Here is a 26,107-nt window from a genome sequence, read left to right as displayed (position 1 = left end):
AATCGCAAACCCGACTCCGGATCACGCGAAAGTCGACCTAGCGCAACCCCGCCGGCACGGATCATGCCCGGCGAACTGGCCTGGCGTCTCACCGAGGCGCTGCCCCCACACCTGCCCGTCAGCGACAAGCATCCCATCTACATCGCGTTGGCGTGCCGCGACTTTCGCCAGGCCATCACGCTGTCGCTGCAAGCCATCGCAGCGGCCGACGGCACCCTTGCGGCCGCCCACACCGTGGACCTCACCGCCTGGCTGGACACCTTGAGCGGTGATGCCCAACGCGAACACCTCGCCGCATTGCTCGATGCCCTGGTACGGCGGACCGCCGCCCATAAGGTCCGGCGGCAGCCCTGACCAAAGTGGCAGACAGCGGGAGCCGACCGTCGAGTCAACCGGTGCCAAGCGGTGTAATCGCAGGCTACCGATCCCGCCCGGCACGCCACGCCGTAAGCCCCTACCAGTCAAAGGTCGTACTGCATGAGCGTCACACCTGAGGGCCGCAAGTTGTTGCGTCTGGAGATCCGCAACGCCGAAACGCCCATCGAACGCAAGCCACCCTGGATCAAGACGACGCTAAGAACCGGCCCTGAATACACCGAACTCAAGGCGCTCGTGCGCCGCGAGGGTCTGCACACCGTGTGCGAGGAAGCCGGCTGCCCCAACATCTACGAATGCTGGGAAGACCGCGAGGCCACCTTCCTCATCGGTGGCGAGCAGTGCACCCGACGATGCGACTTCTGCCAGATCGACACCGGCAAGCCCGCCGACCTCGACCGCGACGAACCGCGACGCGTCGCCGAGAGCGTCCAGGCGATGGGGCTGCGGTACTCGACGGTCACCGGTGTCGCCCGCGACGACCTGCCCGACGGCGGCGCCTGGCTGTACGCCGAGACCGTCCGCCAGATCAAGGCACTGAACCCGAACAGCGGCGTCGAGCTCCTAATCCCCGACTTCAACGCCATTCCCGAGCAGCTGGAGACCGTCTTCGAGACGCGGCCAGAAGTATTGGCGCACAACGTCGAAACCGTTCCCAGAATTTTCAAGCGGATCCGCCCTGCGTTCCGCTACGAGCGGAGCCTTGAGGTCATCACGGCCGGCCGCGACTACGGCCTGGTGACCAAGAGCAACCTGATCCTGGGCATGGGCGAGACGCCCGAGGAAGTGCGGACTGCGCTGGAGGATCTGCTGGCGGCGGGCTGCGACATCATCACTATCACCCAATACCTGCGTCCCTCGCCCCGGCACCATCCGGTGGCGCGCTGGGTCAAGCCGGAGGAATTCGCGGAGCACGCCGACTACGCCAAGCGCATCGGGTTCCCCGGCGTGCTCGCTGGACCGCTGGTGCGCTCGTCGTACCGAGCCGGCCGGTTGTATCAGCACGCAGTCCGCGCGCGCATCGAGAGTTCTTGATGCGTTGTCGTTGACTAAGAAGTCTTTCGCAACCTTCGGTTCTGGCAGGTTGACTCGCGATATCTCCTGCTGCCCGCTTGGAATGCACATCGCCTCGGGTGGCGGTCTGTATCGCAAATCATGTTCTGGCGCGACGGCGATCAACGTTCGGGATCGCCGATTAATTCCGCGATGAGCGGTGCAAGCCGATGCTCCACGAACTTACGCATCACCAGTGCTGTCGTGGTCTGCTCCACACCGTCGATGTCGAGGATGCTTCCGGCGATCCGGTAGAGATCGTCGGCGTCGCGCGCGACCACGTGAATCAACATGTCGGTCACGCCGCCAAGTCCGTGCACCTCCACGACCTCGGGAACCTTGCCCAGTGCCGCCGCGATCGGCGCGAGCTTACGTTGAATGACACGGGTCAAGATGAATGCGGTCAGCGGAAAACCCAATGCAGCCGGGTCGATGCGCCGCTCGAACGACCGCAGCACGCCCTGGCTTTCCAGTTTGCTCCACCGCGCCTGCACCGTGTTTCGGGAGAGTCCAGTTCGATCGGCCAAGGCCATCACCGTTGCCCGGGGGTCGTCAGCCAACGCCCGAAGGATCTTGGCGTCAAGCGCATCTATCCGCGACGTAGCGACCACAATGACGACCTCTCTTCATTTCAGCGTGCGACCAATGAGTTCTCAGAATGCGCAGCCGCGCGGCCGTCTGCGCTAACCATGCGCACAGCTGCGCGATATCGCCAGCATTCTGCTCACCCGAACGGTACTCCAGTCACGCGGAGCTGCCCGTTGCAGCCACGTCTGAATCGCACTGGAAATCCCGGAGGCTCCTGACCTTGGAAACGAGGATGCAGGTATGCCCACGGAACCGTCATCGGGAAAGAAGCCGACCAGCCGTCGTTACAGCTCTGAGGAGAAGGCCGCGGCGGTGCGCATGGTGCGTACCTTGCGGTCCGAGCTGGGGGCCGAGCAGGGCACGGTGTCGCGTGTTGCTCGCCAGCTGGGGTATGGGGTGGAGTCGGTGCGCTCTTGGGTGCGCCAGGCCGACATCGACGACGGTTATGCTCCGGGGGTGTCCACCGAGGAGTCGGCAAGGGTCAAGCAGCTCGAGCAGGAGAACCGAGAACTCAAGCGCGCCAATGAGATTCTGAAGCGGGCAGCGAGTTTCTTCGGCGCGGAGCTCGACCGCCAACACAAGAAATAGTCGACTTCGTCGATGCTCACCGCGAGGAGTTCGGGGTCGAGCCCATCATCACCGTCCTGCGTAGCGCAGGGGTGACGATGGCTCCGAGCACCTACTACGACACCAAGACGCGGCGGCCGTCGGCGCGGGAGCGTCGCGACACCGAGATGAGGCCAGCCCTGGTGACGCTCTGGGAGGACAACTACCGGGTCTACGGCGTGCGCAAGCTGTGGAAGGCGGCTCGGCGGGCCGGTAACGACGTCGGTCGTGATCAGGTCGGACGGCTGATGCGGGCCTCAGGCATCGAGGGGGTGCGTCGCGGCAAGCGGGTCCGCACCACCAAGCCCGACCCGGCTACACCGCGGCATCCCGATCTGGTGAAGCGTAAGTTCACCGCCTCCGCGCCGAATCAACTCTGGGTGACGGATCTGACATTCGTACCGACGTGGGCCGGGGTGGGGTATGTCTGCTTCATCACCGACGTGTTCAGTCGGATGATCGTGGGGTGGCGGGTCGCGTCGCACATGCGGACCACCATGGTCCTCGATGCGATCGAGATGGCCCGCTGGTCGCGTGGAAACACGTTGTCGGGCTTGCGATGTCACTCCGATGCCGGGTCTCAGGGCGGATTCAACTGGTCGTCGCAACACCTCGATGATGGAGGTGCGGAGTGGCCAAGCGCAAGGAAGCGAAAGATGTTGGCAGGCGGCGTCAGTGGGCGGCTGATCGTGCGTTGCGGCCCGCGATGCGCTCACCAGGGCGACCGGAGCCCTCGCGTGCGGTGCAGCGCCGGTTCTGGCGGCTGATCGCCCAGGGAGCCTCGACCGACGGTGCTGCCGCAGAAGTTGGCGTGTCATCTCCAGTGGCACAGCGGTGGTTCCGCCACGCTGGCGGCATGTCACCGATTGATTTGGATGAGCCTACGGGCCGGTATCTGTCGTTTGCCGAGCGGGAGGAGATCGCTCTGCTGCGCGCGCAGGGTGCCGGCGTGCGTGAGATCGCCCGCGAGATCGACCGTGACCCCTCGACGGTCTCTCGGGAACTGCGGCGCAACGCGGCCACCCGCAGTGGTCAGCAGGTCTATCGCGCAGGGGTGGCGCAGTGGAAGGCCCAGCAAGCGGCGAAGCGCCCGAAAGCCGCGAAACTCGCGGTCAACCACCGGTTGCGTGAGTATGTGCAGCAGCGACTCGATGGCAGCGTTCGCCGGCCCGACGGCACCATCGTTGCGGGTCCGCAGACCCGAGCCTGGAGGGGGCGCAACAAGCCTCATCGACAAGACCGGCGTTGGGCGACGGCGTGGAGCCCGGAGCAGATTGCACACCGCTTACCGCTGGATTTCCCTGATGATGATTCCATGCGGATCAGTCACGAGGCGATCTATCAATCACTGTTCATCGAAGGGCGCGGGGCGCTCAAACGAGAGTTGGTTGCATGCTTGCGAACTGGCCGTGCGCTGCGGGTTCCGAGAGGCCGGATGCGGAACAAACCGCAGGGGCACGTCAGCGCGGATGTCGTGATCAGCAAGCGCCCTGCCGAAGCTGCCGACCGCGCCGTGCCTGGACATTGGGAAGGTGACCTGATCATCGGCACCGGCCGATCGGCAATCGGCACAGTCGTGGAGCGCAAGAGCCGCTCGGTGATGCTGGTTCATCTTCCCCGCCTCGAGGGGTGGGGGCTGACACCGCCGGTGAAGAATGGGCCGGCGTTGAGCGGATATGGCGCCGAGGCAATGAATGCCGCCCTGGCCGCATCGCTGGCGCAGTTGCCCGCGCAGCTACGTCAAACGCTCACCTGGGACCGCGGCAAAGAGTTGGCCGCCCACGCGCAGTTCACGTTCGATACCGGCACGAAGGTGTTCTTCGCCGACCCCCACTCTCCGTGGCAGCGACCCACCAACGAGAACACTAATGGTGTTCTGCGTCAGTACTTTCCGAAAGGTACTGACCTATCACGATGGTCTGCAGAGGACCTCGAAGCGGTTGCGCTGACGCTCAACAACAGACCGCGCAAGGTCCTCGGGTGGAAGACTCCCGCCGAAGTCTTTGCACAGCAGCTACACTCGCTCCAAAACCCCGGTGTTGCATCGACCGATTGAATTCTCCCAGTTCACCTCGATTCGGTACGGCGAACGCTTGGCAGAGATCGGCGCAGCACCCTCCATCGGGACCGTCGGTGACAGCTTCGACAACGCTTTGGCCGAGACGGTCAACGGCTACTACAAGTCCGAGCTGATCTACGGGGCCGGCCCGCACCGGTCCGTGGAAGACCGTCGAGGACGTCGAGCTGGCCACCCTGGGTTGGGTGCACTGGCACAACAACCGCCGACTCCACGGCTACCTCGGCGACCTACCCCCCGCCGAGTTCGAAGCCGCGTTCTATGCTCCGAAACGGACCGCCCAACCCCTGGTCGGAATCCAATAGTTCGAGCCTCCGGCAGAACCAGTGCGATTCATTGATCGCCACCTGGGCCTTGTCGATGTCCTCGGCATTATAGATCTCCTTCATCGCCGCCAAAGCGCCCGGATGCGCTGATTTCGGAAGTGCGGAAAGCACATTGGACTGTTTGTGAAACCAGCAGCGCTGTTCTTTGGTGGCCGGGAACACCTCGCGTACTGCCTTCCAGAAGCCCAGCGCCCCGTCGCCGACCGCCAGCACCGGAGCGGCCATCCCGCGACGACGACACGATCGCAGCAGATCGGCCCACGATTCGGTCGATTCCCGGTAGCCGTCGGCAAGCGCGACGAGCTCTTTGCGGCCATCGGCGCGCACCCCGATCATCACCAACAAGCAGAGCTTCTCCTGCTCAAGGCGGACCTTGAGGTGGATGCCGTCGACCCACACGTACACGTAATCGCTGCCCGAGAGGTCACGCTCCCCGAACGCCTTCGCCTCGTCCTGCCACTGGGAGGTCAGCCGAGTGATCGTCGTCGCCGAGAGCCCCGCACCCGAGCCCAGGAACTGCTCCAACGCCGGACCGAAGTCACTAGTCGACAAACCGTGCAGATACAACAGCGGCAGCACCTCGGCCATCTGCGGTGACTTGCGTGACCACGCCGGCAAGATCGCCGAGGAAAACCGTTGCCGCTCTGCGGTATCGGCATCGATGCGCTTGTCGTTGACCCGCGGCGCGGTCACCGTGACCGCCCCCGCCGCGGTCAGCACGTCACGCTCGCGGTGGTAGCCGTTGCGGACCACCAGCCGCCGGCCGTGCTCGTCGACCTCACCGGCATGGGCGTCGACGTAGGCGGCGACTTCGGCCTGCAACGCCGCCGCGAGCATCTGTCGGGCACCGTCGCGGACAATCTCATCAAGCAACGACCGACCGAAACCGGCGTCCTTCTCGTTGGAGCATTCTGTGTCGTGAACTACGGTGAGCATGGGCGTACCTTCCCAACCAGCGCGTCAACGCCGGTCGTGATCAGAGAACCTTGGACTTCAGATCATCCTCGGGAAGGTGCGCCCACTTTCACGCCGCCCCGCCGAGGGTCATCCACAGATTCTGATCAATGCTCGAATTCTTCGAGACACGCTTCCCCGCTCGCACCACATTCGGGGTAGCTGCGCTCGCGCTTGGTGCCTCGATAGAGATCGACGCCATCGTCGCCGTGCCTCGGACTCTTCGCTGAAGGACGGAACTGTTGACGAGGCAACTGACTCCGCCGCAGTGCTAAAGCTGGCAGCTTCCCTAGTCTCCCAGTTCTGAACGGCGCGTTCCTGTGCGCCGAGTTTCGCGTTCCACATCCGATCGCTCCTTCGCTGGCCGTTCACGTCTCTGGGGGTGGTGTAAGTAGTGGCGGCGTGTCGGTGCTGACGTAAGAGGGCCATCGCGTGAGTCTCTGTGGTGAAACGACCAAGGATCACTACCGAGAGGAACATCGCGATGGCCCTGGACCAGTCTGCCTTGTTGGAGGTGCTTGATGCACTGCGCACCGCCGATGCCGGGGAGCGGATCAAGCAAGCTGCGGAGACGATCTATCAGGCGCTGATCGAGGCGGAGTTGAGCGCGTACATCGGCGCCGAGCCTCACGAGCGCACCGAGACCCGCACCAACCAGCGCAACGGCTCACGGCTGCGCACGCTGTCCACGACGGCCGGGGATCTGGAGTTACGCATCCCCAAGCTGCGCTCGGGATCGTTCTTCCCCGCTTTGTTGGAGCGCCGCCGCCGGGTCGATCAGTGCCTGTTCGCGGTGGTGATGGAGGCCTACCTGCACGGCACCTCCACCCGCAAGGTCGACGATCTGATCAAGGCGCTGGGCGCCGATACCGGGATCTCCAAAAGCGAGGTATCCCGAATCTGCAAAGACCTTGACACCGAGGTCGGCGCCTTCCGAGACCGGCCACTGGGCGAGCAGCGCTTCCCGTATGTGTTCCTCGATGCCACTTACTGCAAGGCCCGGGTCAATCACCGGGTGGTCTCCCAGGCGGTGGTCATCGCCACCGGGGTGGCCGCCGACGGACGGCGCGAAGTGCTGGGCTTTGAGGTCGGCGACAGCGAGGACGGCGCGTTCTGGACGGCGTTCTTGCGGTCGCTGAAGTCCCGCGGCCTGGCCGGGGTGCAGTTGGTAATCTCCGATGCCCACGCCGGCCTGCGCTCGGCGATCGAGGCGGTCCTGATCGGATCGGCCTGGCAGAGATGTCGGGTGCATTTCCTGCGCAACCTGCTGGCCCAGGTGCCCAAGGGATCGGCGGAGATGGTGGCCGCAGCGATCCGCACGATCTTCGCCCAGCCCGACGCCGAGCATGTCCGTGACCAGCTCGACACCATCGCCGGCATGCTCGGCCGCCAGTTCCCCAAGGTCGAGACGATGCTGCGCCAGGCCGCCGAGGACATCACCGCGTTCGCCGATTTCCCTGTGCCGCACTGGAAGAAGATCTGGTCGACCAACCCCCTGGAACGGCTCAACAAGGAGATCAAACGCCGCACCGACGTCGTCGGTGTCTTCCCCAACCCCGCCGCACTGCTACGTCTGGCCGGCTCGGTCCTGGTCGAGGCCCACGATGAATGGCAGGTCGCCGACAAGCGCTACCTCTCCGAAACCACCCTGGCCCTGCTCAACACCAGCAGCGAGGACAACGCCGAAACAGTTGCCGCCACAGCAGCACTCACGGCATAGTGACTACCGCAGAGCCTCACGCGAACACGCGACCGCTCTTACACCACCCCACGGGACGTGACCCGCTGGCCAGTTCAGCCGCAGATTCTGCGTGGACGGTGGATCTCACGACACCGATTGCCGATAAGTCACGTCGGGGCGCTGTGGTCGTGGGAGCTTCTCAGTCCGCTGTAAGTACCCCTCTGGCCCAACGCCGTGGGTTGCCGGGCGTAGGGCCGCGTATCGCCGTCGCGGCATGGGGGCCGACACAATCACCAAACGCCGTCGACCCGACCCGACCCGGGTAGTTGGACTCAGTCGAACTCTCGGCGGCATCATCACACGCTGTCGGCCAGTGCTGCGTCGCTGACTTGCCATCCCTTCGCGTGCAGAAGACGTTGTACAGAAGACCCGAATCCGGATCTTCAGGGTTCGGCGCCTCGATCCACCGATGAAGTGGCTGGTCATCGGGTGTCGGAATGAGGAAAGTGCCCTTTGAGCTGGGATGATTGGTGTTCTCTAGGCATCAATCGAACCAGTTCAGAAAGGCACTTCCGGTGCAAGTGTCCCATAGGTTCGCTGTGTCGTCGGCGGTGTTCGACGATCAGCATCTCGTGTCGTGCGCTGGCCTGGTACCGGTGATGACGTTGGCCGCTCAGACGGGGCTGGCGGAACTGTTGGCCGGTAAGGTTCGCTTCACCTGCGAGCGGATCAAATCGGGTGCGGCTAATCCGGCGCCCAAGCTGACCACGCTGATCGCCGGGATGTGTGCCGGCGCGGACAGTATCGATGACCTCGACCTCGTGCGCTCAGGTGGGATGAAGACCCTCTTCGACGGCGTGTACGCCTCGTCGACAATCGGAACATTGTTGCGGGAGTTCACCTTCGGCCATGCCCGCCAACTCGATGGGGTGCTGCGAGGACACCTGGTCGCCTTGTGTGAGCGTGTGGCGCTGTTACCCGGTGCTCACCAGCGGGCCTTCATTGACATCGACTCCCTGCTGCGCCCGGTCTACGGCCACGCCAAACAAGGCGCCTCCTACGGACACACCAAGATCGCCGGGAAACAGATCCTGCGCAAAGGTCTGTCCCCGTTGATCGCCACCCTGAGCACCGGTGACAGCGCTCCGGTGATCGCCGGAGCGCGACTGCGTGCCGGCAAGGCCAACTCCGGCAGAGGCGCAGCGAGCATGATCGTCGAGGCGGTCGCCACCGCCCGTGCCGCCGGAGTGACCGGAGAAATCCTCGTCCGTGGCGACTCCGCGTACGGCACCGGCACCGTCATCAGAGCCGCCCGACGCGCCGGGGCCCGTTTCTCGGTGGTGCTGAACAAATCGACCACCGTGGCCGCAGCCATCGATTCCATCGACGAGGACGCCTGGATCCCGGTGTCCTACCCTGGTGCAGTCCGCGACCCCGATACCGGCGCCTGGATCTCCGACGCTGAGGTCGCTGAAATCGCCTACACCGCCTTCAGTTCCACCGACCACCCGATCACCGCCCGGTTGATCGTCCGGCGCGTCAAAGACGCCCGCTATCCCGACACTCTGTTCCCGGTGTGGCGGTATCACCCGTTCTTCACCGACACTGACGAACCCGTTGACGCCGCCGATATCACCCATCGCCGCCACGCCGTCATCGAAACCGTCTTCGCCGACCTCATCGACGGACCCTGGCGCACATGCCCTCAGGACTGTTCGGGGCGAACTCGGCGTGGATCCTGTGCGCGGCGATCGCCCACAACCTGCTGCGCGCCGCCGGAGTGCTCGCCGGCGGTACCCACACCGTGGCCCGTGGTGCCACCCTGCGCCGCAAGATCGTCACCGTCCCCGCCCGACTGACCCGGCCGCAACGCCGACCAGTTTTGCACCTACCCACTCACTGGCCCTGGACTGATCAGTGGCTCACATTGTGGCGCAACACCATCGGCTACAGCCCACCACTACCAGCAACACCCTGACCATTCGGCCGGACAGGCCCCTACCGGAGCACACAGGAAAGCTGGGCAGACCAGCGGCAACCTCCTGCTCACACCCCTACGGAACGAAGAACGGCCCCAACAGACACATCAATCACTCCAGTCCACGGATCGAGGCTTAGTGACCCTGCCCGCGGCGACTGCTTCACTGCCGATGAACACGTCCGCCATGGCTGGAGGGTGTCAAATGTCATTAATGCGCGCCTTCGGCTGTCCACAGGCGCATTGAGACCGCATTGAGAGCGATGGTCCGCCGAAATCTTCGCTCTCAGTGCGCTCTCAACGCGATGGCGCGCCAGCGGCTGCGAGCCCGGCCCGGTAGCCGAACACCATTGCCGGACCGAGTGTTCCGCCGGCCCCGCCGTAGGCGCGGCCGGTCACGCCGGCCATCGCATTGCCTGCCGCGAACAGTGCGGGGATCGGCTCTCCGCTGACGTGCAGCACCCGGCCATCGCGGTCGGTGCGCGGGCCGCCCTTGGTGCCCATGGCACCGATTCCCACCGGCACGGCGTAGTACGGCGGAGTATCGAGCGGCCCGAGCGTCTGCAGCGCCGGGGTGGCCGCCGAGTTGTCACCCCAATAGCCGTCGTATGCGCTTGCCCCACGGCCGAATTCGGGGTCGACCTCCGCGGCGACGTTGTCGTTCCACACTGCCAGGGTGGCGGCCAGCCCGTCGGCGTCGATCCCGGTCTTCTCTTCCAGCTCCGCCAGCGTCGCCGACTTGTTGAACCAATCAGGTGCCTCACCGCCCGGCTCGACACCGAGGAAGCCGTACCGCTTGAGGTGTTGGTCGTCGAACACGATCCAGGCCGGGTCGTTGACGTACCCGTGCCGCGGGTCGAGTTGGTGGAACGGTCCGGACATCGAGTTGTATTCGCCGGCCTCGTTGAGGAAGCGCTTACCGGCCCGGTTGACGATGATGCTGCGCGGACGGGTGCGCTCCAGCCGCACACTGCGGCTGCGCGGCTTGCCGCCCAAGGTGTCGCCGGGGATTTGGATGACCGGCACCCACCAGGCTTCGCCCATGTTGGCCAGATCAGCGCCGTGCGCCATGGCCATCCGCAGGCCGTCGCCGGTGTTGTTCGGTGGCGAGACCGGGCCGCGCAGCGGTCCGCGCAGATAAGCCTCGACCAGGCGCTGATCCCATTCGAATCCGCCGGTGCCGAGGATCACCGCCTTTGCGGCTCGTACCCGGATGTCCTTGCCGCCGTGAGTGATCCGCACTCCGGTGATACCCGACGCCGACCCGATCAGTTCGACGGCGCGCGCCTCGGTGACCGGGGTGACGCCGAGGTCCAGGAGACTCTTCAGCAGGCCGGCGATCAGTGCGGTACCGGCGACGCAATAGTCGCCATCCATATCGTCGACGGCGGCGTGGATACGCGCCCGAGTCTCGGCGTCGATACCGACATTGCTGAAGTCGATGGGGAATGATGTGATGCGCGAGGCCCACTCGCCCAAAGCGGCCAGATCGAACGGTTTGGCGTTCAATGACCGTCCACCGCCGGGCTGCCCGCCCGGCAGTTCGGGCTTGTAGTCGGGGAAGCCTTCGGCGACCTCGAAGTGCAGTGCACTGTGGGCCTCGATGTAATCCAGCATCTCCGGGCCGGTCCGCACGAACGTCTCGACCAGTTCGCGGTCCATCACCCCGAGTGACTGCGCCTCAAGGTATTTCAGCGCATCCTCGACGGTCAGCTCGCCACCGGCGGCCCGATTGTGTGCTGGAATCCAGACGATGCCGCCGGACACCGCGGTGGTACCGCCGACGGTCGTCCCCTTCTCGAACACCGCCACCGAGGCGGCGGTCAGCGCAGCGGTCAGGCCGGCTGCGCCGGTGCCGAGCACCACGACGTCGACCTCACGGTCCCAGGTGGTGTCCGCCATCGCCTTCACTCCTATTGCCGCACACAGGTATTGGTGTGTGCATTTACCGAACGAGCGTGTTCGTTGTTGTCACGCTAACGACGCCGATCGCGCAGTGTCAAGCGGTCCAGACGGCATTTCCGCAGTTCAGCGGGGTGCTTAACTCAGAACGGCCGACAGGCGCTGGGCCGCTGCGATCGCCGACTCGCGGCCGTGCAACACCACATCTTCGCGGTGCGAGATCAGGTTGATGCAGGTGTGCGGGGAGCCGGGAGGACGGTGCACCGGCACCGCCAGGCCGTAGGTGTTCGGCTCGACCTCGCCGTAGGTGATGATCCAGCCCTGCTCGCGCGCGCGGGTTACCAGCGGGCGTTCGCCGGGGCGGGGCGGCATGCTGGCCAGCAGTGCGATCCCGGCCGCGCCCCGGTCGAGGGGATAGCGACTGCCCTCGTGGAAGGACAGCTGATACGACACGCGGGTGGGCACGATGACGGCGATCGCGACCTGCTGATCGCCTTCGGCAACCAGGAGCGAGACCGTGGTGCCGAGCTCGTCGGCGAGATCGCGCAGCGTCGGCATGGACAGCTCGCGGATGTTGTTGTCGAACGACGCGCCCAGGGCGGCCAGGCCGGCGGCGGCGCGGAACCGCCCGTCCTCGGCCTTGGCCACCAGCCGGTAGGACGCCAACGTGCTCAGCAGCCGGTAGGCGATGGTCCGGTGCACCCCGATGTGGTCGGCCACCTGCTGGATGGTCAACCCGCCTTTCGCGGCCGCGACCAGCTGTAACGCGTGCAGGCCGCGGGCCAGGGTCTGTGACCCCGGCGCAGCGCTGACCGGGCTTTCAGTGGGTGTCTGCGTCATGTCGTTCCCGTGTCTGAGGTGCGAGGTCGGGCTCGAGTCACTGCGAAGTGCCTTGACAGACGGCACTCCGAGAGTGATGCTCTTAAACTATCGCACACCATAGTTCAATAATTACACATATCGCTTACAAAAAGCGAGAATCCCATTATCACCGAGGATAGGGGCAGCCGGGTGCCGGAGTTCGAGAGCGTCTGGAGCGATCTGCAGGGCGTTGCGTTCTCGCAGGGTTATCTGGATGCCGGCGGAGTGCGCACCCGCTATCTCCACGCCGGCGATCCGAGTAAACCCACGCTGGTCCTGCTGCACGGTTCGGGTGGCCATGCCGAGGCGTACGTCCGCAACCTCGAGGCACACGCCGAGCATTTCTCCACCTGGTCGATCGACATGCTGGGGCACGGGTACACCGACAAGCCCGGACATCTTCTGGAGATCCCGCACTACGTCGACCACCTCGTCGCCGTCCTGGACACCATCGGTGCGCAGACTGCTCACATCTCGGGTGAATCGTTGGGTGGCTGGGTCGCGTCCCGTTTCGCCGTCGATCACCCGGACCGGCTCGAGCGGCTGGTGCTCAACACCGCAGGCGGTTCGCAGGCCGACCCCGAGGTGATGAAGCGGATCATCACGCTATCGATGGCGGCTGCGGAGAACCCGAGTTGGGAAACCGTGCAGGCCCGGATCAAGTGGCTGATGGCCGACAAGTCCAAGGACTACGACGACATCGTCGCCAGCCGTCAGCGGGTATACCGGCAGCCGGGTTTCGTCAACGCGATGCGCGACATCATGGCGCTGCAAGATCCCGAAATCCGGCAGCGAAACCTGATGACGCCCAGCGACTATGGGGCCATCAAGGCCCCCACCTTGGTGTTGTGGACCAGCGATGACCCAACCGCCGACACGACCGAGGGCAGGCGAATCTCGGAAATGATCCCCGGCGCCCGATTCGAGGTCATGGAAGGCTGCGGGCACTGGCCACAGTACGAGGACCCCAAGACCTTCAACCAGCTGCACATCGACTTCCTGCTGGGCCGGTGACATGACGACCACGGCGAACGGCAACGGCTCGGCTCCCGAGGTCGACGTCGTTGTGGTGGGCGCGGGGCCGGTTGGGTTGACCCTGGCCAATGTCCTTGGCCTGCAGGGCGTCCGAACGCTGGTCGTCGATGAGCGCGATGCACTGATCGATTACCCGCGCGGCGTCGGTCTCGACGACGAAGGCCTGCGGACGTTCCAGGCGATCGGACTGGTGGACGCCGTCCTGCCAAACACCGTGCCCAATCAGATTTTGCGGTTTTACGATGGCAAGCGCCGGCTGCTGGCCGAGATGGCACCCCCCGACGCGCGATTCGGCTGGCCCAAGCGCAACGGGTTCGTGCAGCCGCTGGTCGATGCCGAGCTATACAAGGGACTCGACCGGTTCGACAACGTCGAGGTGGCGTGGGGCCACCCGATGACCTCGATTACCGAGACCGACGACGGCGTCGTCGTCGAGCTGACCCCGGCCGACGGGGGTTCACGAAAGGTGAACGCCCGCTATGTGGTTGGCTGCGACGGCGGACGCAGCGCCACTCGCCGCCTGATGGGAGTCTCCTTCGACGGTACGACGTCGTCGACGCGCTGGCTGGTCGTCGACATCGCCAACGACCCGCTGGGGCATCCCAACAGTGAGGTCGGCGCCGACCCGGTCCGGCCTTACGTCTCGATCGCCATCGCCCACGGCATCCGGCGCTTCGAGTTCCTGATCCACGGCCACGAGACCGACGAGCAGGCCGAAGACCCCGCCTTTGTGGCACAAATGCTGTCGCGGCTGGTCCCGTACCCGGACAAGGTCGACATCATCCGTCGCCGGCTGTACACGCACCACTCCCGGATCGCGAGCTCATTCCGCAAGGGCCGCATCCTGATTGCCGGTGACGCCGCCCATCTCATGCCGGTGTGGCAGGGCCAGGGTTACAACAGTGGCATCCGCGATTCGGCCAATCTCGGGTGGAAGCTGGCAGCGGTGGTCAAGGGCCAGGCCCGCGACGCGCTACTGGACACCTACGACGTCGAGCGCCGCAAGCACGCCCGCGCGATGATCGATCTGTCGACCACGGTCGGCAAGGTGATCTCGCCGACCAACGCGCGTGTCGCTGCCGCCCGCGATGTAGTGATCCGGGCTGCTTCTCTGGTACCGACGCTGAAGCGCTACGTGCTCGAGATGCGGTTCAAGCCGATGCCCCGCTACGAACAGGGTGCGGTGGTGCACAACGAGCCGCGGTCACCGTCCTCGGCGGTGGGTACGTTGTTCATTCAGCCCCGCGTGGACACTCGTGACAAGCAGAACGTGCTGCTCGACGACGTCATCGGCCCGTGGTTCGCATTCGTCTGCTGGAGCAACAACCCCCGACAACTGCTGGGGGAGAAGGCTTTCGCCGATTGGAAGTCACTCGGCGCGGTCTTTGTCGCGCTGCGTCCGATCACCCAGTTGCACTGGACCGGACACGACGACCCCGACGTCATCGTGGTCGGCGACCGGACCGGCGCGCTCAAGGCGTGGTTCGACGCACACGAGGAATCCGTGATGTTCCTGCGCCCCGACCGCTGCATCGCAGGCGCCTGCATCGCCCAGCGCACACCGGAATTGAGCGCGGCCCTGCTCGACAAGCTCACCTTGACCCCGGGAGGAGGCACCGATGCCACTGGCGCTCTGTTGCATGTCGCACAGCCCGCTGCTGAACCTACCCGGCCCGTCGGCGGAACTGCTTGACGACATCAACGCCCGGCTGGTCGAAACCCGCGATTTCGTCGCGGCTTTCGACCCCGAGCTCGTGGTCATCTTCTCCCCGGACCACTACAACGGGTTCTTCTACCGCTTGATGCCACCGTTCTGTATCGGCAGTGCGGCCTCCGGCGTCGGCGATTACGGTACCCACGCCGGACCGCTTCAGGTTCCCGGTGAAATCGCCAACGAAATGGCGGCCGCAGTGTGGGAGGCCGGCGTCGACGTGGCGCTGTCGGCGGCGATGGACGTCGACCACGGGACGGTGCAGCCGCTCGAAGTGCTCTTCGGTGATGCCGCGTCCCGACCGGTCATTCCCGTGTTCATCAACTCGGTTGCCACCCCGCTGGGGCCGCTCAAGCGCACCAGGGCGCTGGGTGCCGCGATCGGCGAGTACCTGGGCGCTCTGGACAAGCGGGTGCTGGTAGTCGGATCCGGTGGGCTGTCGCATGATCCGCCGGTGCCGACGCTGGCGACCGCACCACCGGCCGCGCTGGAACGCATCGTCGGCGGGGCGCCGATGTCTCCCGAAGGCAGGGCGGCGCGGCAGGAGGCGGTCATCGCCGCCGCGCACGATTTCGCGCATGGCCAGAGCCCGCTGCAGCCGCTGAACCCGGACTGGGACCACGCACTACTGGACCTGATCGACACCAACCGCCTGGCCGAGGTGGACGGCTGGACCAACGACTGGATCGCCCGTGAGGCCGGCAACTCGGCGCACGAAATCCGAACCTGGGTGGCGGCTTTCGCCGCGTTGGCATCCCAGGGCGAGTATCAGACGCAGCAGCGCTACTACCGCGCTGCTCCAGAGTTGATCGCGGGCTTCGCGATCCGGACGGCGGTACCGGTATGACGTTCGATCACTCCGTCGATGTCCTCGTCATCGGCTCCGGCGCAGGCGGGATGACCGCCGCGCTGCGCGCCGATGCGGTGGGCCTGGACACCCTGATCGTGGAGAAGGCACCGAAATTCGGTGGTTCGTCGGCACTTTCGGGTGGTGGCATCTGGGTCCCGGGTGCGCCGTCACAACGCAAGGCCGGCTACTCGCCGGACCCCGATGGCGTCTTCGAGTACCTCAAGACCATCACCGGCGGCCTCGTCAGTGACGAACGCCTGCGCGCGTACGTCGACACCGCACCGGAGATGATGGAGTTCCTGGAGAAATCCAGTAACTGGTTCGAGTTCGTCTGGAAGCCCGGCTACGCCGACTACTACCCCGAACTGCCGGGCGGGTCCGAGCGGGGCAGCACCATCAACGTGCCGGAGATCGACCTGCGCAAGCTCGGTGACGAGGAGCAGAACCTGCTGGCTCCGCTGGCGCTGGCGCCGAAGGGAATCTGGTTCGCCCCGAAAGACCTTCGCCTGTTCTACCAGGTCCGGCAGAACTGGCGGGGCAAGGCGGTGCTGCTCAAGCTGATCTGGCGGATGTTCCGGGCACGGGTGTTCGGTGACCGGATGGCCGCGATCGGGCAGTCGCTCATGGCACGGATGCGGCTGGCGCTCAAAGAGAAGGACATCCCGCTGTGGCTGTCGGCCCCGATGACCGAACTCATCACCGATGTGGATGGCAACGTGGTCGGCGCGGTGGTGGAACGGGACGGCACACCGGTGCGGATCGAGGCTCGCCGCGGCGTGATCGTGGCCTCGGGCGGGTTCGACCATGACATGGCCTGGCGTCGTGAGCACCTGCCGGTGCTCGAGAAGGATTGGAGCTTCGGCAACCCCGCGGCAACCGGTGACGGGATCCGGGCGGCTGAAAAGGTCGGCGCCGCTACCGATCTCCTCGACGAGGCGTGGTGGTTCCCCGCCATGTGCTGGCCGGACGGACGCCTGCAGTTCATGCTCAACGAGCGAATGATGCCAGCGCAGTTCGTCGTCAACGGCGCGGGCAAGCGTTTCATCAACGAAGCCGCGCCCTACATGGACTTCGCACACGCGATGATCGAAGGCCACCAGCAGGGCGTCGACCACATCCCGTGCTGGTTGGTCACCGACATCGCGTCCTTCCACCGGTACGTCGTCGGCGGACATCTGCCGATCCCGAAGGTGCCGTTCGCCCCGGTTCCCACCGGCCGCAAGATCCCACAGGCGTGGCTGGACTCCGGGATCGTCAAGGCCGCGGACACCCTCGCCGAGTTGGCGTCCCAAATCGGTGCGCCCGCAGACGAACTGCAGCGCACCGCCGCCCGGTTCAACGAGCTCGCGCACAAGGGCCACGATGATGACTTCAACCGTGGCGACTCTGCCTACGACAACTACTACGGCGACCCCACGCTGCCGAACCCCAACCTGGCTCCGCTGGGCAAGGGGCCGTACCTCGCCTTCCAGATCATCCTCGGCGACCTCGGCACGTCGGGTGGATTGCTCACCGACGAGCACGCCCGGGTGCTGCGCGAGGACGGCTCCGTCATCGGTGGTCTCTACGCCACCGGAAACGCCTCGGCCGCGGTGATGGGCCGCAGCTACGCCGGCGCCGGCGCCACCATCGGACCCGCTATGACGTTCGGATACGTCGCAGCAGAACACATCTCCCACAATTCCAATCGAGAGGTAACCGCATGAAGATCTCGCTGTTCTACGAATTCCCGCTGCCGCGGCCGTGGTCGGAGGACGACGAGCACCAGCTGTTCCAGCATGGCCTCGACGAGGTGGAGCTCGCGGACAAGGCCGGCTTCTCCACCGTGTGGCTCACCGAGCACCACTTCCTCGAGGAGTACTGCCACTCCACCGCACCGGAGATGTTCCTGGCCGCAGCCAGCCAGCGCACCAAGAACATCCGGCTCGGCTTCGGCGTGATGCACCTGCCGCCGCCGATCAACCACCCGGCGCGCATCGCCGAGCGGGTCGCCACCCTGGACCACTTATCCAACGGGCGTGTTGAATTCGGCACCGGTGAAGGGTCGTCGGTTGCCGAACTCGGCGGCTTCGACATCGACCCCGCCGACAAGCGCACGATGTGGGAAGAGGCGCTGAAGGTGTCGATCCGCTGTATGACCGAGGCGCCGTTCACCGGTTTCAAGGGTGAGCACGTCGAGATGCCGGCCCGCAACGTCATCCCCAAGCCGCTGCAGAGTCCGCACCCGCCGGTCTGGGTGGCCTGCACCCGCCCGTCCTCGGTGCAGATGGCCGCTCAGAAGGCCATCGGCGCACTGAGTTTCGCCTACACCGGACCCGAGGCGCTCAAGACCCGCGTCGACGGCTACTACAAGGAGTTCGAGGAGCAGGGCACACCCTGCACGCCGGCGATCAACCCGAACCTGCTCGCCATCGGCGGTGACCTGTCGATGATGGTGGCCAAGACCGACGACGAGGCGATCAAGAAGATCGGCATCGGCGGCGGCTTCTTCTCGTTCGGCATCATGCACTACTACATCAACGGCATGCACACGCCCGGACGCACCGGTGTGTGGGAGCTGTACGAGGACGCCGTCAAGGAGGACCCGACGCTGGCCTACGGTCCCGGCCGCGGTGCCATCGGGTCGCCCGAGACGGTGCGGGAGTTCCTGCGTAGCTACGAGGCCAGCGGGGTCGACGAGATCATCCTGTTGCTCAACCCGCGCAGCCACGAGGGCACGATGGAGTCCATCGAGATCATGGGCAAGGAGATCCTGCCCGAGTTCATCGAGCGCGACGAGAAGGCCGTCAAGGACAAGGCCAAGCGGCTCGCGCCGGTGATCGAGAAGGTTGAGGCACGCCGTCAGCCGTCGGAAGCCCCGTTGTTCGACGAGACCTATTCGTTCGGCGGGCTGCCTACCGGCCGTGGTGGAAAGTTCACTGCCGGTGAGATTCCCGAGGCGATGGCCGAAATCAATGAGGGCCGGGTGAAGGCCGCGCAGTTGGAGAAGGAGAAGCGGGAAGCCAAGTAGACCGTGGCTCGCATCGACGATCTGCTGCGGTACGACGGCCGCCGCGTGGTGGTCACCGGCTGCGCGTCGGGAATCGGCGCGCAGCTGTGTGAACAGTTGATCGATCTGGGTGCCGTGGTGGTCGGCCTCGATGTGCGCCGCCCGGCCGCCGAGCTCAGTGAGTTCGTCGAGATCGATCTGGCCGACGCCGGCTCGATCGATCAGGCGGCGAGCGTGATCAACGGACCCATCGACGCGTTGTTCAACGTGGCTGGCGTCTCCTCGGGAATCGGCAACCCGTTGCTGGTTGTCACGATCAACTTCCTGGGCACCCGGCAGCTCACCGAGGCATTGCTGCCGAAGTTGGGGCCCGGCTCGTCGGTCAATCTCGTGTCCTCACTGGCCGCCGCGAACTACCGTGAGAACCTGCCGCAGGCGGCCGCTCTGCTCGCGACGGGCTCGATGGCCGAGGGCATCGACTGGTGCCACGCCAATCCCGATGCACTGGCCGACGGCGGCTACCGGCTGTCCAAGGAGGCGATCATCGGCTACACGGTGACCAATGCCGTGCCACTGGGCGCCAGGGGTATTCGCATCAACTGCAGCGGACCGGGTGTCACCGAGACGCCGATCCTCGACCAGCTGCGCTCGGCGTATGGGCCGAGCCTGCTCGACGACATTCCCAAACCGCTGGGCCGGGTGTCGAATCCGGCTGAGCAGGCCGCGGTGCTGGTGTTTCTGGGCAGCCAGGCTGCCGGCTATATCACCGGTCAGGTCATCTGGGCTGACGGCGGCAACATCGCGGCGCGGCAAGCAGCCGACTACGAGAAGGGATGACCAGCGTGGCCAGCATGAGCGATTTCCGTCGGGTCGCCGACGACGTCCGGAACTGGGGCCGGTGGGGCGATGACGACGAGCTCGGCACGCTGAACTTCATCACGCCCGAGAAGGTCGCGCAGGCCGCGGCAACCGTCCAGCACGGCAAGGTGTTTCCGCTTGGCGTCGACTTCGGCTCATCGGGGCCGCAGGGTGCATTTCAGTACCGGCAGAACCCGACCCACGTGATGACGATCGACGGTGGTGACGCCAAAACACTGATGGAGTATGGCCCGTCGTGGCTGCGTAATCCCGCGGCCGTGCAGTTGAGCGGGTATTCGACGGCCGGGCCGATGCGGTTCAACGACGACATGATCATCATGCCGCTGCAGGCCGCCACTCAGTGGGATGCGCTGTCACACGTGTACTACGAGGACAAGTTGTACAACGGTTTTCCGGCGGACTCGGTGTCTAGTCTGGGTGCCTACTATCTGGGCATCGACAAGGTCGACAGCAAGGGCATCACGTCCCGCGGTGTGCTGCTGGACATCGTCAAGCTGCGCGGGGTGCCGACATTCTGCGAACTCGGCCAGCCGATCACTCCGGCCGAACTCGACGAGGCGGCCCGCACGCAGGGTGTCACCGTGGAACCCGGTGACATCGTGCTGATCCGAACGGGGTGGTGGGCGCGCTTTTTGGAGACCGGTGACGGGCAGGAGCCCGGGGCTGGACTGGATTGGACGTGCGCGTCCTGGCTGGCCGACCATCAGGTCGCCGCGGTTGCGGCGGACAACTTGATGGTCGAAAACCCGGCGTCCGGCGTCGATGGCGCGATCCTGCCGATGCACATGCTGTGCCTGCGCGATATGGGCTTGATGTTGGGTGAGTACTGGAATCTCACCGAATTGGCACTCGATTGCGCGGCCGACGGCCGTTACGAGTTCCAGCTTGTTGCGCCGCCGCTGAGCGTCACTGGTGCGGTGGGTTCGCCGGTCAACCCGATCGCGATCAAGTGAGCTATCAGCATCGGACTATCGTCGTCGACGGTCTGACGACACACTTCCTGGAGGCCGGGCAAGGCGATCCCGTCGTGCTCCTGCACGGTGGCGAATTCGGCGTGAGTGCCGAAATAGGCTGGGAACGAATCATTCTCGCGTTGGCTGAACGTTACCGGGTGCTCGCGCCGGACATGTTGGGCTTCGGCGACTCGGCGAAGGTCGTCGACTTCACCGATGGTCGCGGCATGCGCATCCGGCACATCGCCCGGTTCTGTGCGCTGCTGGGCATCGACTCGACCCACTTCGTCGGCAACTCGATGGGTGCCATCAATCTGTTGGTCGACATGACGTCGGAGTCGCCGGTACTGCCGGTGCGCAGCGCGGTGACCATCTGTGGCGGCGGCGAGATCCAGAAGAACCGGCACACCACCGCGCTCTACGAGTACGACGCCACGTACGAGGCGATGCGGGCTATTGTGGAGGCGCTGTTCTTCGACCCTGCCTATCCCGCCGACGAGGCGTACGTGCAACGGCGCTATGACTCCAGCATCGCGCCCGGTGCATGGGAATCATTGGCGGCAGCGCGTTTTCGCCGACCTGGATTGGACGCCCCGTCGACCCCGTCGAGCAAGCGGGCGTACGAGCGCATCGATGTACCGGTCCTGGTCGTCGAGGGTGCCGGCGACAAACTGCTGCCCCCGGGCTGGGCCGCCGAGATTGCCGAGCAGATCACCAATGGTCGTTCCGCGGTCATCCAGAATGCCGGACACTGCCCGCAGATCGAGCAGCCCGACGCGACGGCGGAGCTCCTCCTGGCCTTCTTCGCCGAGCAGACGCAGAATCGCACCGATACGGCCTGACTCGTGCGACTCTGTGTCTGCTCGCGATCGACCTAGGGGCCGATCCGCTCGATGCCCACCCACGCCGAACTCAAGGCAGGGGTCTGCGACAGCGGATCGACCGGCGACCCGTCCACCAACAGATTCCTGTTCACACCGAACGAGATCGGCTCCGCACCGCCGCGGGGGTCGAACACCCGCGAACCCCAGCCGTGATCGACGATCACGACGCCGGGCCGGGGCCGGTCACTGACCACGGCGGCGAGTTCGACCGCACCGACATCGGAGAACACCTTGACCCGATCGCCGTTGGCGACGCCCAGCGCGGCAGCGTCTTTGGCGTTGATCACCGCATGGTTGTCTTTGCCCGACGGGTGCAGCCCCGGAATGTCGTTGAGCTAGGAGTTCATCGAATGTCTGCGCCGGCTGTTCGCCAGCTGAAAAGGTCGTCCAGGCGGCGACGTCGGATGGGGCTCCGTCAGCAACTCGCGTGCCCGATCAACGAATTCGGCCGGTGCGACGCGAATTCTCTTGTCCTCGGTGCGCAATGCCTTGCGAAGATGTCCGAATTCGCGCTTGCCGAACACCCAACCGTGTGGATGTTCCATCACCGCACGCCAGCTGATCCCTCGGCTCATCCCGATGATCATCCGGTCGATCCAGTGCGGCCCGAACGCCAGCGACGGATTGCGGGTGGCCTTGGCCACGACGCGGGTCGCCTTGATGAACTGATTGATGCCCCGCATGCCGAGGAAGGGCCGCTTCATCGCGAGCGTGAGATCAAGGAAGAATCGCCATTCCTCGCGCGCCTCACCCGGCGGATCGACTGCCCGCCGCCCGTATTGGACATAGGGCTCGTCGTGCAGACCGCTGGTGAGGGCCAGCAGATCGTCCCGTTCCAGCCAGTGCGCCGCGGGCAACAGCCAGTGCGCGTGACGGTGGCTCTCGCGCTGCAGGAAGTCGATCGCCACCAGCAGGTCGAGCTGACTCAGTGCGGTGTCCAGCCGCGCGCCGTCGGGTCCGGAGACGACGGGGTTACCCGCGTTGATGACCATCGCGCGGATCTCTCCGCGCCCGGGGGTGGTGATCTCGTCGGGCAGTTCGTCGAGTCCGTGATGGCCTGCCACCATCGGCCGGTCCTGCAACCGGCTGCGGTGGTCGACCGGCTTGGCGAACGCCGCCAACTTCAGCGCGTCGACGTACCCGCGTTCGAACCGGCGTCCACCCGGCCGGTCCATTCGTCCGGTGATGACGTTGAGCACGTGGCCGAGCCACTCGCCGATGGTTCCGGCCAGATGCAGCGAGACGCCGGTGCGGGTGATCACCATCGCGCCGGGCGCGGCCGCGAAATCCCTAGCCAGAGACTCGATGTCGGCGCGGGGGATGTCGCAGCGGGCGGCCAGGTCGTCGAGGTCGGCCGCCGAGGCCAGTGAGCGCAACTCGGGCATCCCGACGGCAAGGTCGCCGCAGTCCTCGCGGTGCTCGAGCCCTTCGTCGAGGATCACCTTGACCATGCCGAGCAGCAGTGCCCAATCCTGGCCGGGGCGGATCGACAGGTGCAGGTCGGCCTTCTCGGCGCTTTCGGTGCGGATCGGGTCGACCACCACGATCGTGGCGCCTTGCCGCTGCCGGGCCAGCGCCCGCTTCCAGCCGCCCGGCACGCTCTCCACCCAATTCCATGCGCTCACAGCGGGATTGGCACCCACCAGCAGGAAGAAATCGCAATTGTCGACATCGGAGACGGGGACGAACAGCTGCGACCCATACATGGCCTGAGCGACCACGTGCAGATTGTTTTGGTCGACCGAACCCACGTAGTACCGGTTCTGGCTGCCGATGGCGTCCAGCCAGCCGGTCATGAACAGCAGACTTGACGACGAGAAACCCGCCGGATTGCCGGTGTACGTGGCGACGGCATCGGGGCCGCCGGCGTCGATGATCGCCGACATGCGCGCGGCGATGTCGGCGATCGCCTCGTCCCACGTGGCCTCGACGTAGCCGTCACCCACCCGCCGCATCGGGCGGGTGATGCGGCGCGGATGCTCGACGAGTTGAGCCGCCGTGCGGCCCTTGGCGCAGAAGTCGGTCCAACTGTGCGGATTTTGTTTGTCCGCCGAGATTTTCACCACCCGCCCCGCCTCGACGGTGACGTCGACACCGCACGAGGCAAGGCAGTACCGGCAGAACGTGTGGACGGTCTGCGGCGAAGTGGGGGTTACTTCAAGCAACTGCCGCCGTCGACAGGCAGAGTGACACCGGTGATGTAGCGCGACTCGTCAGACGCCAGGAACAGCACCGCGTTGGCGATGTCCTCGGGCTCGACCCAGCCGATCGGCAGCGTGTGCATGAGTTGTGCGACGACCTTCATGTCGTCGGCCGTCGGGTTCTCCAGGTCGGGGCGGAACAACTTCATCGTGCCCTCGTTCATGTACAACGGGGTGTTCACGTTGGTCGGATGCACCGAGTTGACCCGGATGTTCTGTGCGCCCAGTTCGACGGCGAACGTGCGCATCAGGCCGACGACGCCGTGCTTGGCGGCGATGTAGTGGCCGGTGTGCGGGTAAGCCTTGAGCCCGCCCACTGAACTGGTCAGGATGATCGAGCCGCCGCGGCCTCCCTGGAGGATATGCGGCACACCGGCTTTCACAGTCTTCCACACACCGCTGAGGTTGATGTCGATCATCGCGTTCCAGTCGGCTTCGCTGGTCTTGTCCAGCGTCTCGCCGCCGTTGCCGATGCCGGCGTTCGCGACGATGATGTCGAGCCGGCCGAATTCCTCGACGCCGGCGTCCACCGCCGCCTTCAGTGCGTCGTAGTCACGAACATCGACCTCGGCGGTGAAGATGCGTCCGCCGGCGTTCTTCACCAGATCCGCGGTCTCGGCCAGGTCCTCAGGGGTGGACGCCGCAATCTTGTCCACGGTGTCAATCGGCTTACAGATGTCGACCGCGATGATGTCGGCACCCTCGGACGCCAGCCGCACCGAGTGGGCGCGACCTTGGCCGCGGGCCGCACCGGTGATGAATGCGACCTTGCCTTCTACCCGTCCTGCCATGGTTGTTCAGTCCTCGTGTCGTAGTTGGTGGTTGTCAGGGAACGATCGTCGGCATGGCGTCCCAGCCGCGGACCGCAGTGGTTTGAGACTTGCGGGCATTGGCCCAGTCGACCTCCCAGGTCGGGAAGCGCTTGAGGATTTCTTCGAGCGCGATCCGACCCTCCATGCGGGCCAGTGCGTTACCCATGCAGAAGTGGGTGCCCGCACCGAAGGTCATGTGCGACTTGAGCTCCCGATGGATGTCGAAGACATCGCCGTCGGGTGCGAAGCGGCGATGGTCGCGGTTGGCCGCGCCGACGAGCATCAGCATCGCCGAGCCCGCGGGCACGGTCTGGCCGTAGTACTCGACGTCGCGGGTGACGTAGCGGGCGATCTGTAACGCCGGCGGCTCCCAGCGCAGGATCTCCTCGATCGCCTGCGGAATCAACGCCGGGTTCTCGGCGAGTTCACGTCGTTGGTCGGGGTATTCGGCCAAGGTCTTGCCGGCCCAACCGATCAACCGGGTGGTCGTCTCCGAGCCGGCCGTCGCGATCACCGTCAAGTAGAGCAACAGTTCTTCGCGGTGCAGCCGGCGCACGGTACCGGTCTCGTCGGCGAACTCCGCGTTGAGGAGGTCGGTCATGATGTCGTCGGACGGATGGTCGCGGCGGTAGTCGATGAACTCGGCGAAGATCTCACCGGTGGCCAGCAGATCCACCTTGTCCGACTGCAGCGTCGCCTCGCCGTGGTCGGTGACCGCCCGCTGGCGATCTTCCGGAATGCCGAGCAGCATGCCGATGACGCGCATCGGCATCTGTTCGCCGAGGTCGTTGACGAAGTCGAACCTGCCGGTACCCACCAACGGATCCAGGCAGCGGGTGGTGAACTCGCGGATCTGCGGTTCCAGTGCGGCGACCTTGCGCGGTGTGAAGACCCGCGACAACAGGTTGCGGTGAATGTTGTGGATCGGCGGATCCTCGAAAATCAAAGTGCCGGTCGGGATTTCCATCCCGGACTTGATGATCTCCAGCAGCGCGCCGCGGCCCGAGATGAACGTTTCGTGGTCGATGACGGCCTTGTTGACGTCGTCAAAGCGGCTCAGCGCGTAGAAGTCGAGGTCGGGGTTGTAGTACAGCGGCGCTTCCTCGCGCAGCCGCGCGAACATCGGAAACGGGTTGATGTTTTGGTCGACGTCGTAGGGATCGTAGTGAAGATCCCTGTCGGCACTGACTGTCACCGGAATGTCCTCCCATGGGCCTCGGTGACAGCAACTGTTGCAGTTTCGTTCAAAAGGTGTCAATGCCATGTCCGGAATGCGCAAGGTTTGCTGACCAAGTGAGAGAACATGGTTCTCAACCCGCTCGTTTAGCCGCGCTAATCGCTTGCGGGGCCCCGTCAGGCTGGCGTTATCGACACGCCCACTCGCACGTTTCG

General features: G+C 65.3%; 17 protein-coding genes, 5 pseudogenes and 1 other annotated feature. Of the genes and pseudogenes, 15 read left to right on the top strand and 7 right to left on the bottom strand.

The window, feature by feature from the left end; genetic code table 11:
- The first annotated feature begins 63 nt into the window (after nucleotides 1–63).
- Both K0O64_RS21055 and lipA read left to right on the top strand, forming a co-directional pair.
- Nucleotides 64–354: a hypothetical protein gene (locus tag K0O64_RS21055; RefSeq protein ID WP_071942677.1), complete on the top strand. Its 291-nt coding sequence runs from the start codon at nucleotides 64–66 to the stop codon at nucleotides 352–354.
- Between the two features lie 123 nt (nucleotides 355–477).
- Nucleotides 478–1,410: a lipoyl synthase gene (gene lipA, locus K0O64_RS21050; protein ID WP_096312005.1), complete on the top strand. Its 933-nt coding sequence runs from the start codon at nucleotides 478–480 to the stop codon at nucleotides 1,408–1,410.
- A gap of 140 nt (nucleotides 1,411–1,550) precedes the next feature.
- Here lipA and K0O64_RS21045 read toward each other — a convergent pair whose 3' ends face one another.
- Nucleotides 1,551–2,021, bottom strand: a complete 471-nt coding sequence (locus tag K0O64_RS21045; protein WP_071949674.1) for an Lrp/AsnC family transcriptional regulator — start codon at nucleotides 2,019–2,021, stop codon at nucleotides 1,551–1,553.
- Nucleotides 2,022–2,256: 235 nt separating this feature from the next.
- On the opposite strand from K0O64_RS21045, the pseudogene K0O64_RS21040 reads away from it, so the two are divergent.
- The 3 genes and pseudogenes from K0O64_RS21040 to K0O64_RS21030 form a co-directional block, all read left to right on the top strand.
- A pseudogene (locus tag K0O64_RS21040) lies at nucleotides 2,257–3,206 on the top strand (IS3 family transposase); the annotation flags it as partial.
- Nucleotides 2,559–2,690, top strand: a sequence feature (AL1L pseudoknot). (Overlaps the previous pseudogene by 132 nt.)
- Nucleotides 3,207–3,328: 122 nt before the next feature.
- Entirely contained in the window at nucleotides 3,329–4,678 is a 1,350-nt protein-coding gene (locus K0O64_RS21035) for an IS30 family transposase (RefSeq protein WP_225933475.1), read from the top strand.
- Nucleotides 4,679–4,682: 4 nt separating this feature from the next.
- A pseudogene (locus K0O64_RS21030) lies at nucleotides 4,683–5,004 on the top strand (integrase core domain-containing protein); the annotation flags it as partial.
- Nucleotides 5,005–5,037: 33 nt separating this feature from the next.
- On the opposite strand, the pseudogene K0O64_RS21025 reads toward K0O64_RS21030, so the two are convergent.
- Nucleotides 5,038–5,961: pseudogene (locus tag K0O64_RS21025) on the bottom strand (IS256 family transposase); the annotation flags it as partial.
- A 502-nt stretch (nucleotides 5,962–6,463) separates the two neighbouring features.
- On the opposite strand from K0O64_RS21025, the gene K0O64_RS21020 reads away from it, so the two are divergent.
- Both K0O64_RS21020 and K0O64_RS21015 read left to right on the top strand, forming a co-directional pair.
- Nucleotides 6,464–7,699 (top strand): IS256 family transposase, encoded by a 1,236-nt coding sequence (locus K0O64_RS21020; protein ID WP_071942680.1) that lies wholly within the window; start codon nucleotides 6,464–6,466, stop codon nucleotides 7,697–7,699.
- A 536-nt stretch (nucleotides 7,700–8,235) separates the two neighbouring features.
- Nucleotides 8,236–9,638: pseudogene (locus tag K0O64_RS21015) on the top strand (IS1380 family transposase).
- Between the two features lie 297 nt (nucleotides 9,639–9,935).
- Here the strand turns inward: K0O64_RS21015 and K0O64_RS21010 are convergent.
- Nucleotides 9,936–11,540: an FAD-dependent oxidoreductase gene (locus tag K0O64_RS21010; protein WP_096312962.1), complete on the bottom strand. Its 1,605-nt coding sequence runs from the start codon at nucleotides 11,538–11,540 to the stop codon at nucleotides 9,936–9,938.
- Nucleotides 11,541–11,678: 138 nt separating this feature from the next.
- Complete coding sequence (locus K0O64_RS21005; RefSeq protein WP_071942693.1) at nucleotides 11,679–12,380, bottom strand: IclR family transcriptional regulator; 702 nt, start codon at nucleotides 12,378–12,380, stop codon at nucleotides 11,679–11,681.
- A gap of 171 nt (nucleotides 12,381–12,551) precedes the next feature.
- On the opposite strand from K0O64_RS21005, the gene K0O64_RS21000 reads away from it, so the two are divergent.
- The 8 genes from K0O64_RS21000 to K0O64_RS20965 are packed head-to-tail and all read left to right on the top strand — an operon-like array spanning nucleotide 12,552 to nucleotide 21,660.
- Nucleotides 12,552–13,415, top strand: coding sequence for an alpha/beta fold hydrolase (locus K0O64_RS21000; RefSeq protein WP_071942695.1), 864 nt, complete (start codon nucleotides 12,552–12,554; stop codon nucleotides 13,413–13,415).
- 1 nt (nucleotide 13,416) lies between these two features.
- Nucleotides 13,417–15,129, top strand: coding sequence for a bifunctional 3-(3-hydroxy-phenyl)propionate/3-hydroxycinnamic acid hydroxylase (locus K0O64_RS20995; protein ID WP_071942697.1), 1,713 nt, complete (start codon nucleotides 13,417–13,419; stop codon nucleotides 15,127–15,129).
- Nucleotides 15,077–15,994 carry a 3-carboxyethylcatechol 2,3-dioxygenase gene (locus K0O64_RS20990; protein WP_230986049.1) on the top strand — a complete coding sequence of 306 codons (918 nt, stop codon included), beginning with the start codon at nucleotides 15,077–15,079 and terminating at the stop codon, nucleotides 15,992–15,994. The genes K0O64_RS20995 and K0O64_RS20990 overlap by 53 nt, the downstream gene beginning before the upstream one ends.
- A complete protein-coding gene (locus K0O64_RS20985) occupies nucleotides 15,991–17,703 on the top strand; it encodes an FAD-binding protein (protein WP_096312004.1) in 1,713 nt (570 codons plus the stop codon). The genes K0O64_RS20990 and K0O64_RS20985 overlap by 4 nt, the downstream gene beginning before the upstream one ends.
- Nucleotides 17,700–19,007 (top strand): LLM class flavin-dependent oxidoreductase, encoded by a 1,308-nt coding sequence (locus tag K0O64_RS20980; RefSeq protein ID WP_096312003.1) that lies wholly within the window; start codon nucleotides 17,700–17,702, stop codon nucleotides 19,005–19,007. Before K0O64_RS20985 ends, K0O64_RS20980 begins: the two co-directional genes overlap by 4 nt.
- 3 nt (nucleotides 19,008–19,010) lie before the next feature.
- Nucleotides 19,011–19,823: a coniferyl-alcohol dehydrogenase gene (locus tag K0O64_RS20975; protein WP_071942703.1), complete on the top strand. Its 813-nt coding sequence runs from the start codon at nucleotides 19,011–19,013 to the stop codon at nucleotides 19,821–19,823.
- Between the two features lie 14 nt (nucleotides 19,824–19,837).
- A complete protein-coding gene (locus K0O64_RS20970) occupies nucleotides 19,838–20,818 on the top strand; it encodes a cyclase family protein (RefSeq protein WP_425574762.1) in 981 nt (326 codons plus the stop codon).
- Nucleotides 20,815–21,660: an alpha/beta fold hydrolase gene (locus tag K0O64_RS20965; protein ID WP_096312002.1), complete on the top strand. Its 846-nt coding sequence runs from the start codon at nucleotides 20,815–20,817 to the stop codon at nucleotides 21,658–21,660. The genes K0O64_RS20970 and K0O64_RS20965 overlap by 4 nt, the downstream gene beginning before the upstream one ends.
- Before the next feature lie 32 nt (nucleotides 21,661–21,692).
- On the opposite strand, the pseudogene K0O64_RS20960 reads toward K0O64_RS20965, so the two are convergent.
- From K0O64_RS20960 to K0O64_RS20950, 3 genes and pseudogenes are all read right to left on the bottom strand, one after another.
- Nucleotides 21,693–23,867: pseudogene (locus tag K0O64_RS20960) on the bottom strand (molybdopterin-containing oxidoreductase family protein).
- Nucleotides 23,855–24,694, bottom strand: a complete 840-nt coding sequence (locus K0O64_RS20955; RefSeq protein WP_071942709.1) for a mycofactocin-coupled SDR family oxidoreductase — start codon at nucleotides 24,692–24,694, stop codon at nucleotides 23,855–23,857. The pseudogene K0O64_RS20960 and the gene K0O64_RS20955 overlap by 13 nt, the downstream one beginning before the upstream one ends.
- A gap of 34 nt (nucleotides 24,695–24,728) precedes the next feature.
- The gene (locus K0O64_RS20950; protein WP_164520120.1) at nucleotides 24,729–25,910 is read right to left on the bottom strand and encodes a cytochrome P450; all 1,182 of its coding nucleotides are present in this window, start codon (nucleotides 25,908–25,910) and stop codon (nucleotides 24,729–24,731) included.
- Nucleotides 25,911–26,107: the final 197 nt, after the last annotated feature.

The sequence above is a fragment of the Mycolicibacterium pallens genome, assembly GCF_019456675.1.
In the GTDB taxonomy this organism is placed as follows: Bacteria; Actinomycetota; Actinomycetes; order Mycobacteriales; family Mycobacteriaceae; genus Mycobacterium; species Mycobacterium crocinum.
This window is presented reverse-complemented; position numbering and strand designations above follow the sequence as displayed.

Coding starts and splice junctions, on each gene's coding strand:
- K0O64_RS21055 (WP_071942677.1), top strand. CDS start 64: ATGCCCGGCGAACTGGCCTGGCGTCTCACCGAGGCGCTGCCCCCACAC.
- lipA (WP_096312005.1), top strand. CDS start 478: ATGAGCGTCACACCTGAGGGCCGCAAGTTGTTGCGTCTGGAGATCCGC.
- K0O64_RS21035 (WP_225933475.1), top strand. CDS start 3,329: ATGCGCTCACCAGGGCGACCGGAGCCCTCGCGTGCGGTGCAGCGCCGG.
- K0O64_RS21020 (WP_071942680.1), top strand. CDS start 6,464: ATGGCCCTGGACCAGTCTGCCTTGTTGGAGGTGCTTGATGCACTGCGC.
- K0O64_RS21010 (WP_096312962.1), bottom strand. CDS start 11,540: ATGGCGGACACCACCTGGGACCGTGAGGTCGACGTCGTGGTGCTCGGC.
- K0O64_RS21005 (WP_071942693.1), bottom strand. CDS start 12,380: ATGACGCAGACACCCACTGAAAGCCCGGTCAGCGCTGCGCCGGGGTCA.
- K0O64_RS20995 (WP_071942697.1), top strand. CDS start 13,417: ATGACGACCACGGCGAACGGCAACGGCTCGGCTCCCGAGGTCGACGTC.
- K0O64_RS20990 (WP_230986049.1), top strand. CDS start 15,077: ATGTCGCACAGCCCGCTGCTGAACCTACCCGGCCCGTCGGCGGAACTG.
- K0O64_RS20985 (WP_096312004.1), top strand. CDS start 15,991: ATGACGTTCGATCACTCCGTCGATGTCCTCGTCATCGGCTCCGGCGCA.
- K0O64_RS20980 (WP_096312003.1), top strand. CDS start 17,700: ATGAAGATCTCGCTGTTCTACGAATTCCCGCTGCCGCGGCCGTGGTCG.
- K0O64_RS20970 (WP_425574762.1), top strand. CDS start 19,838: ATGAGCGATTTCCGTCGGGTCGCCGACGACGTCCGGAACTGGGGCCGG.
- K0O64_RS20955 (WP_071942709.1), bottom strand. CDS start 24,694: ATGGCAGGACGGGTAGAAGGCAAGGTCGCATTCATCACCGGTGCGGCC.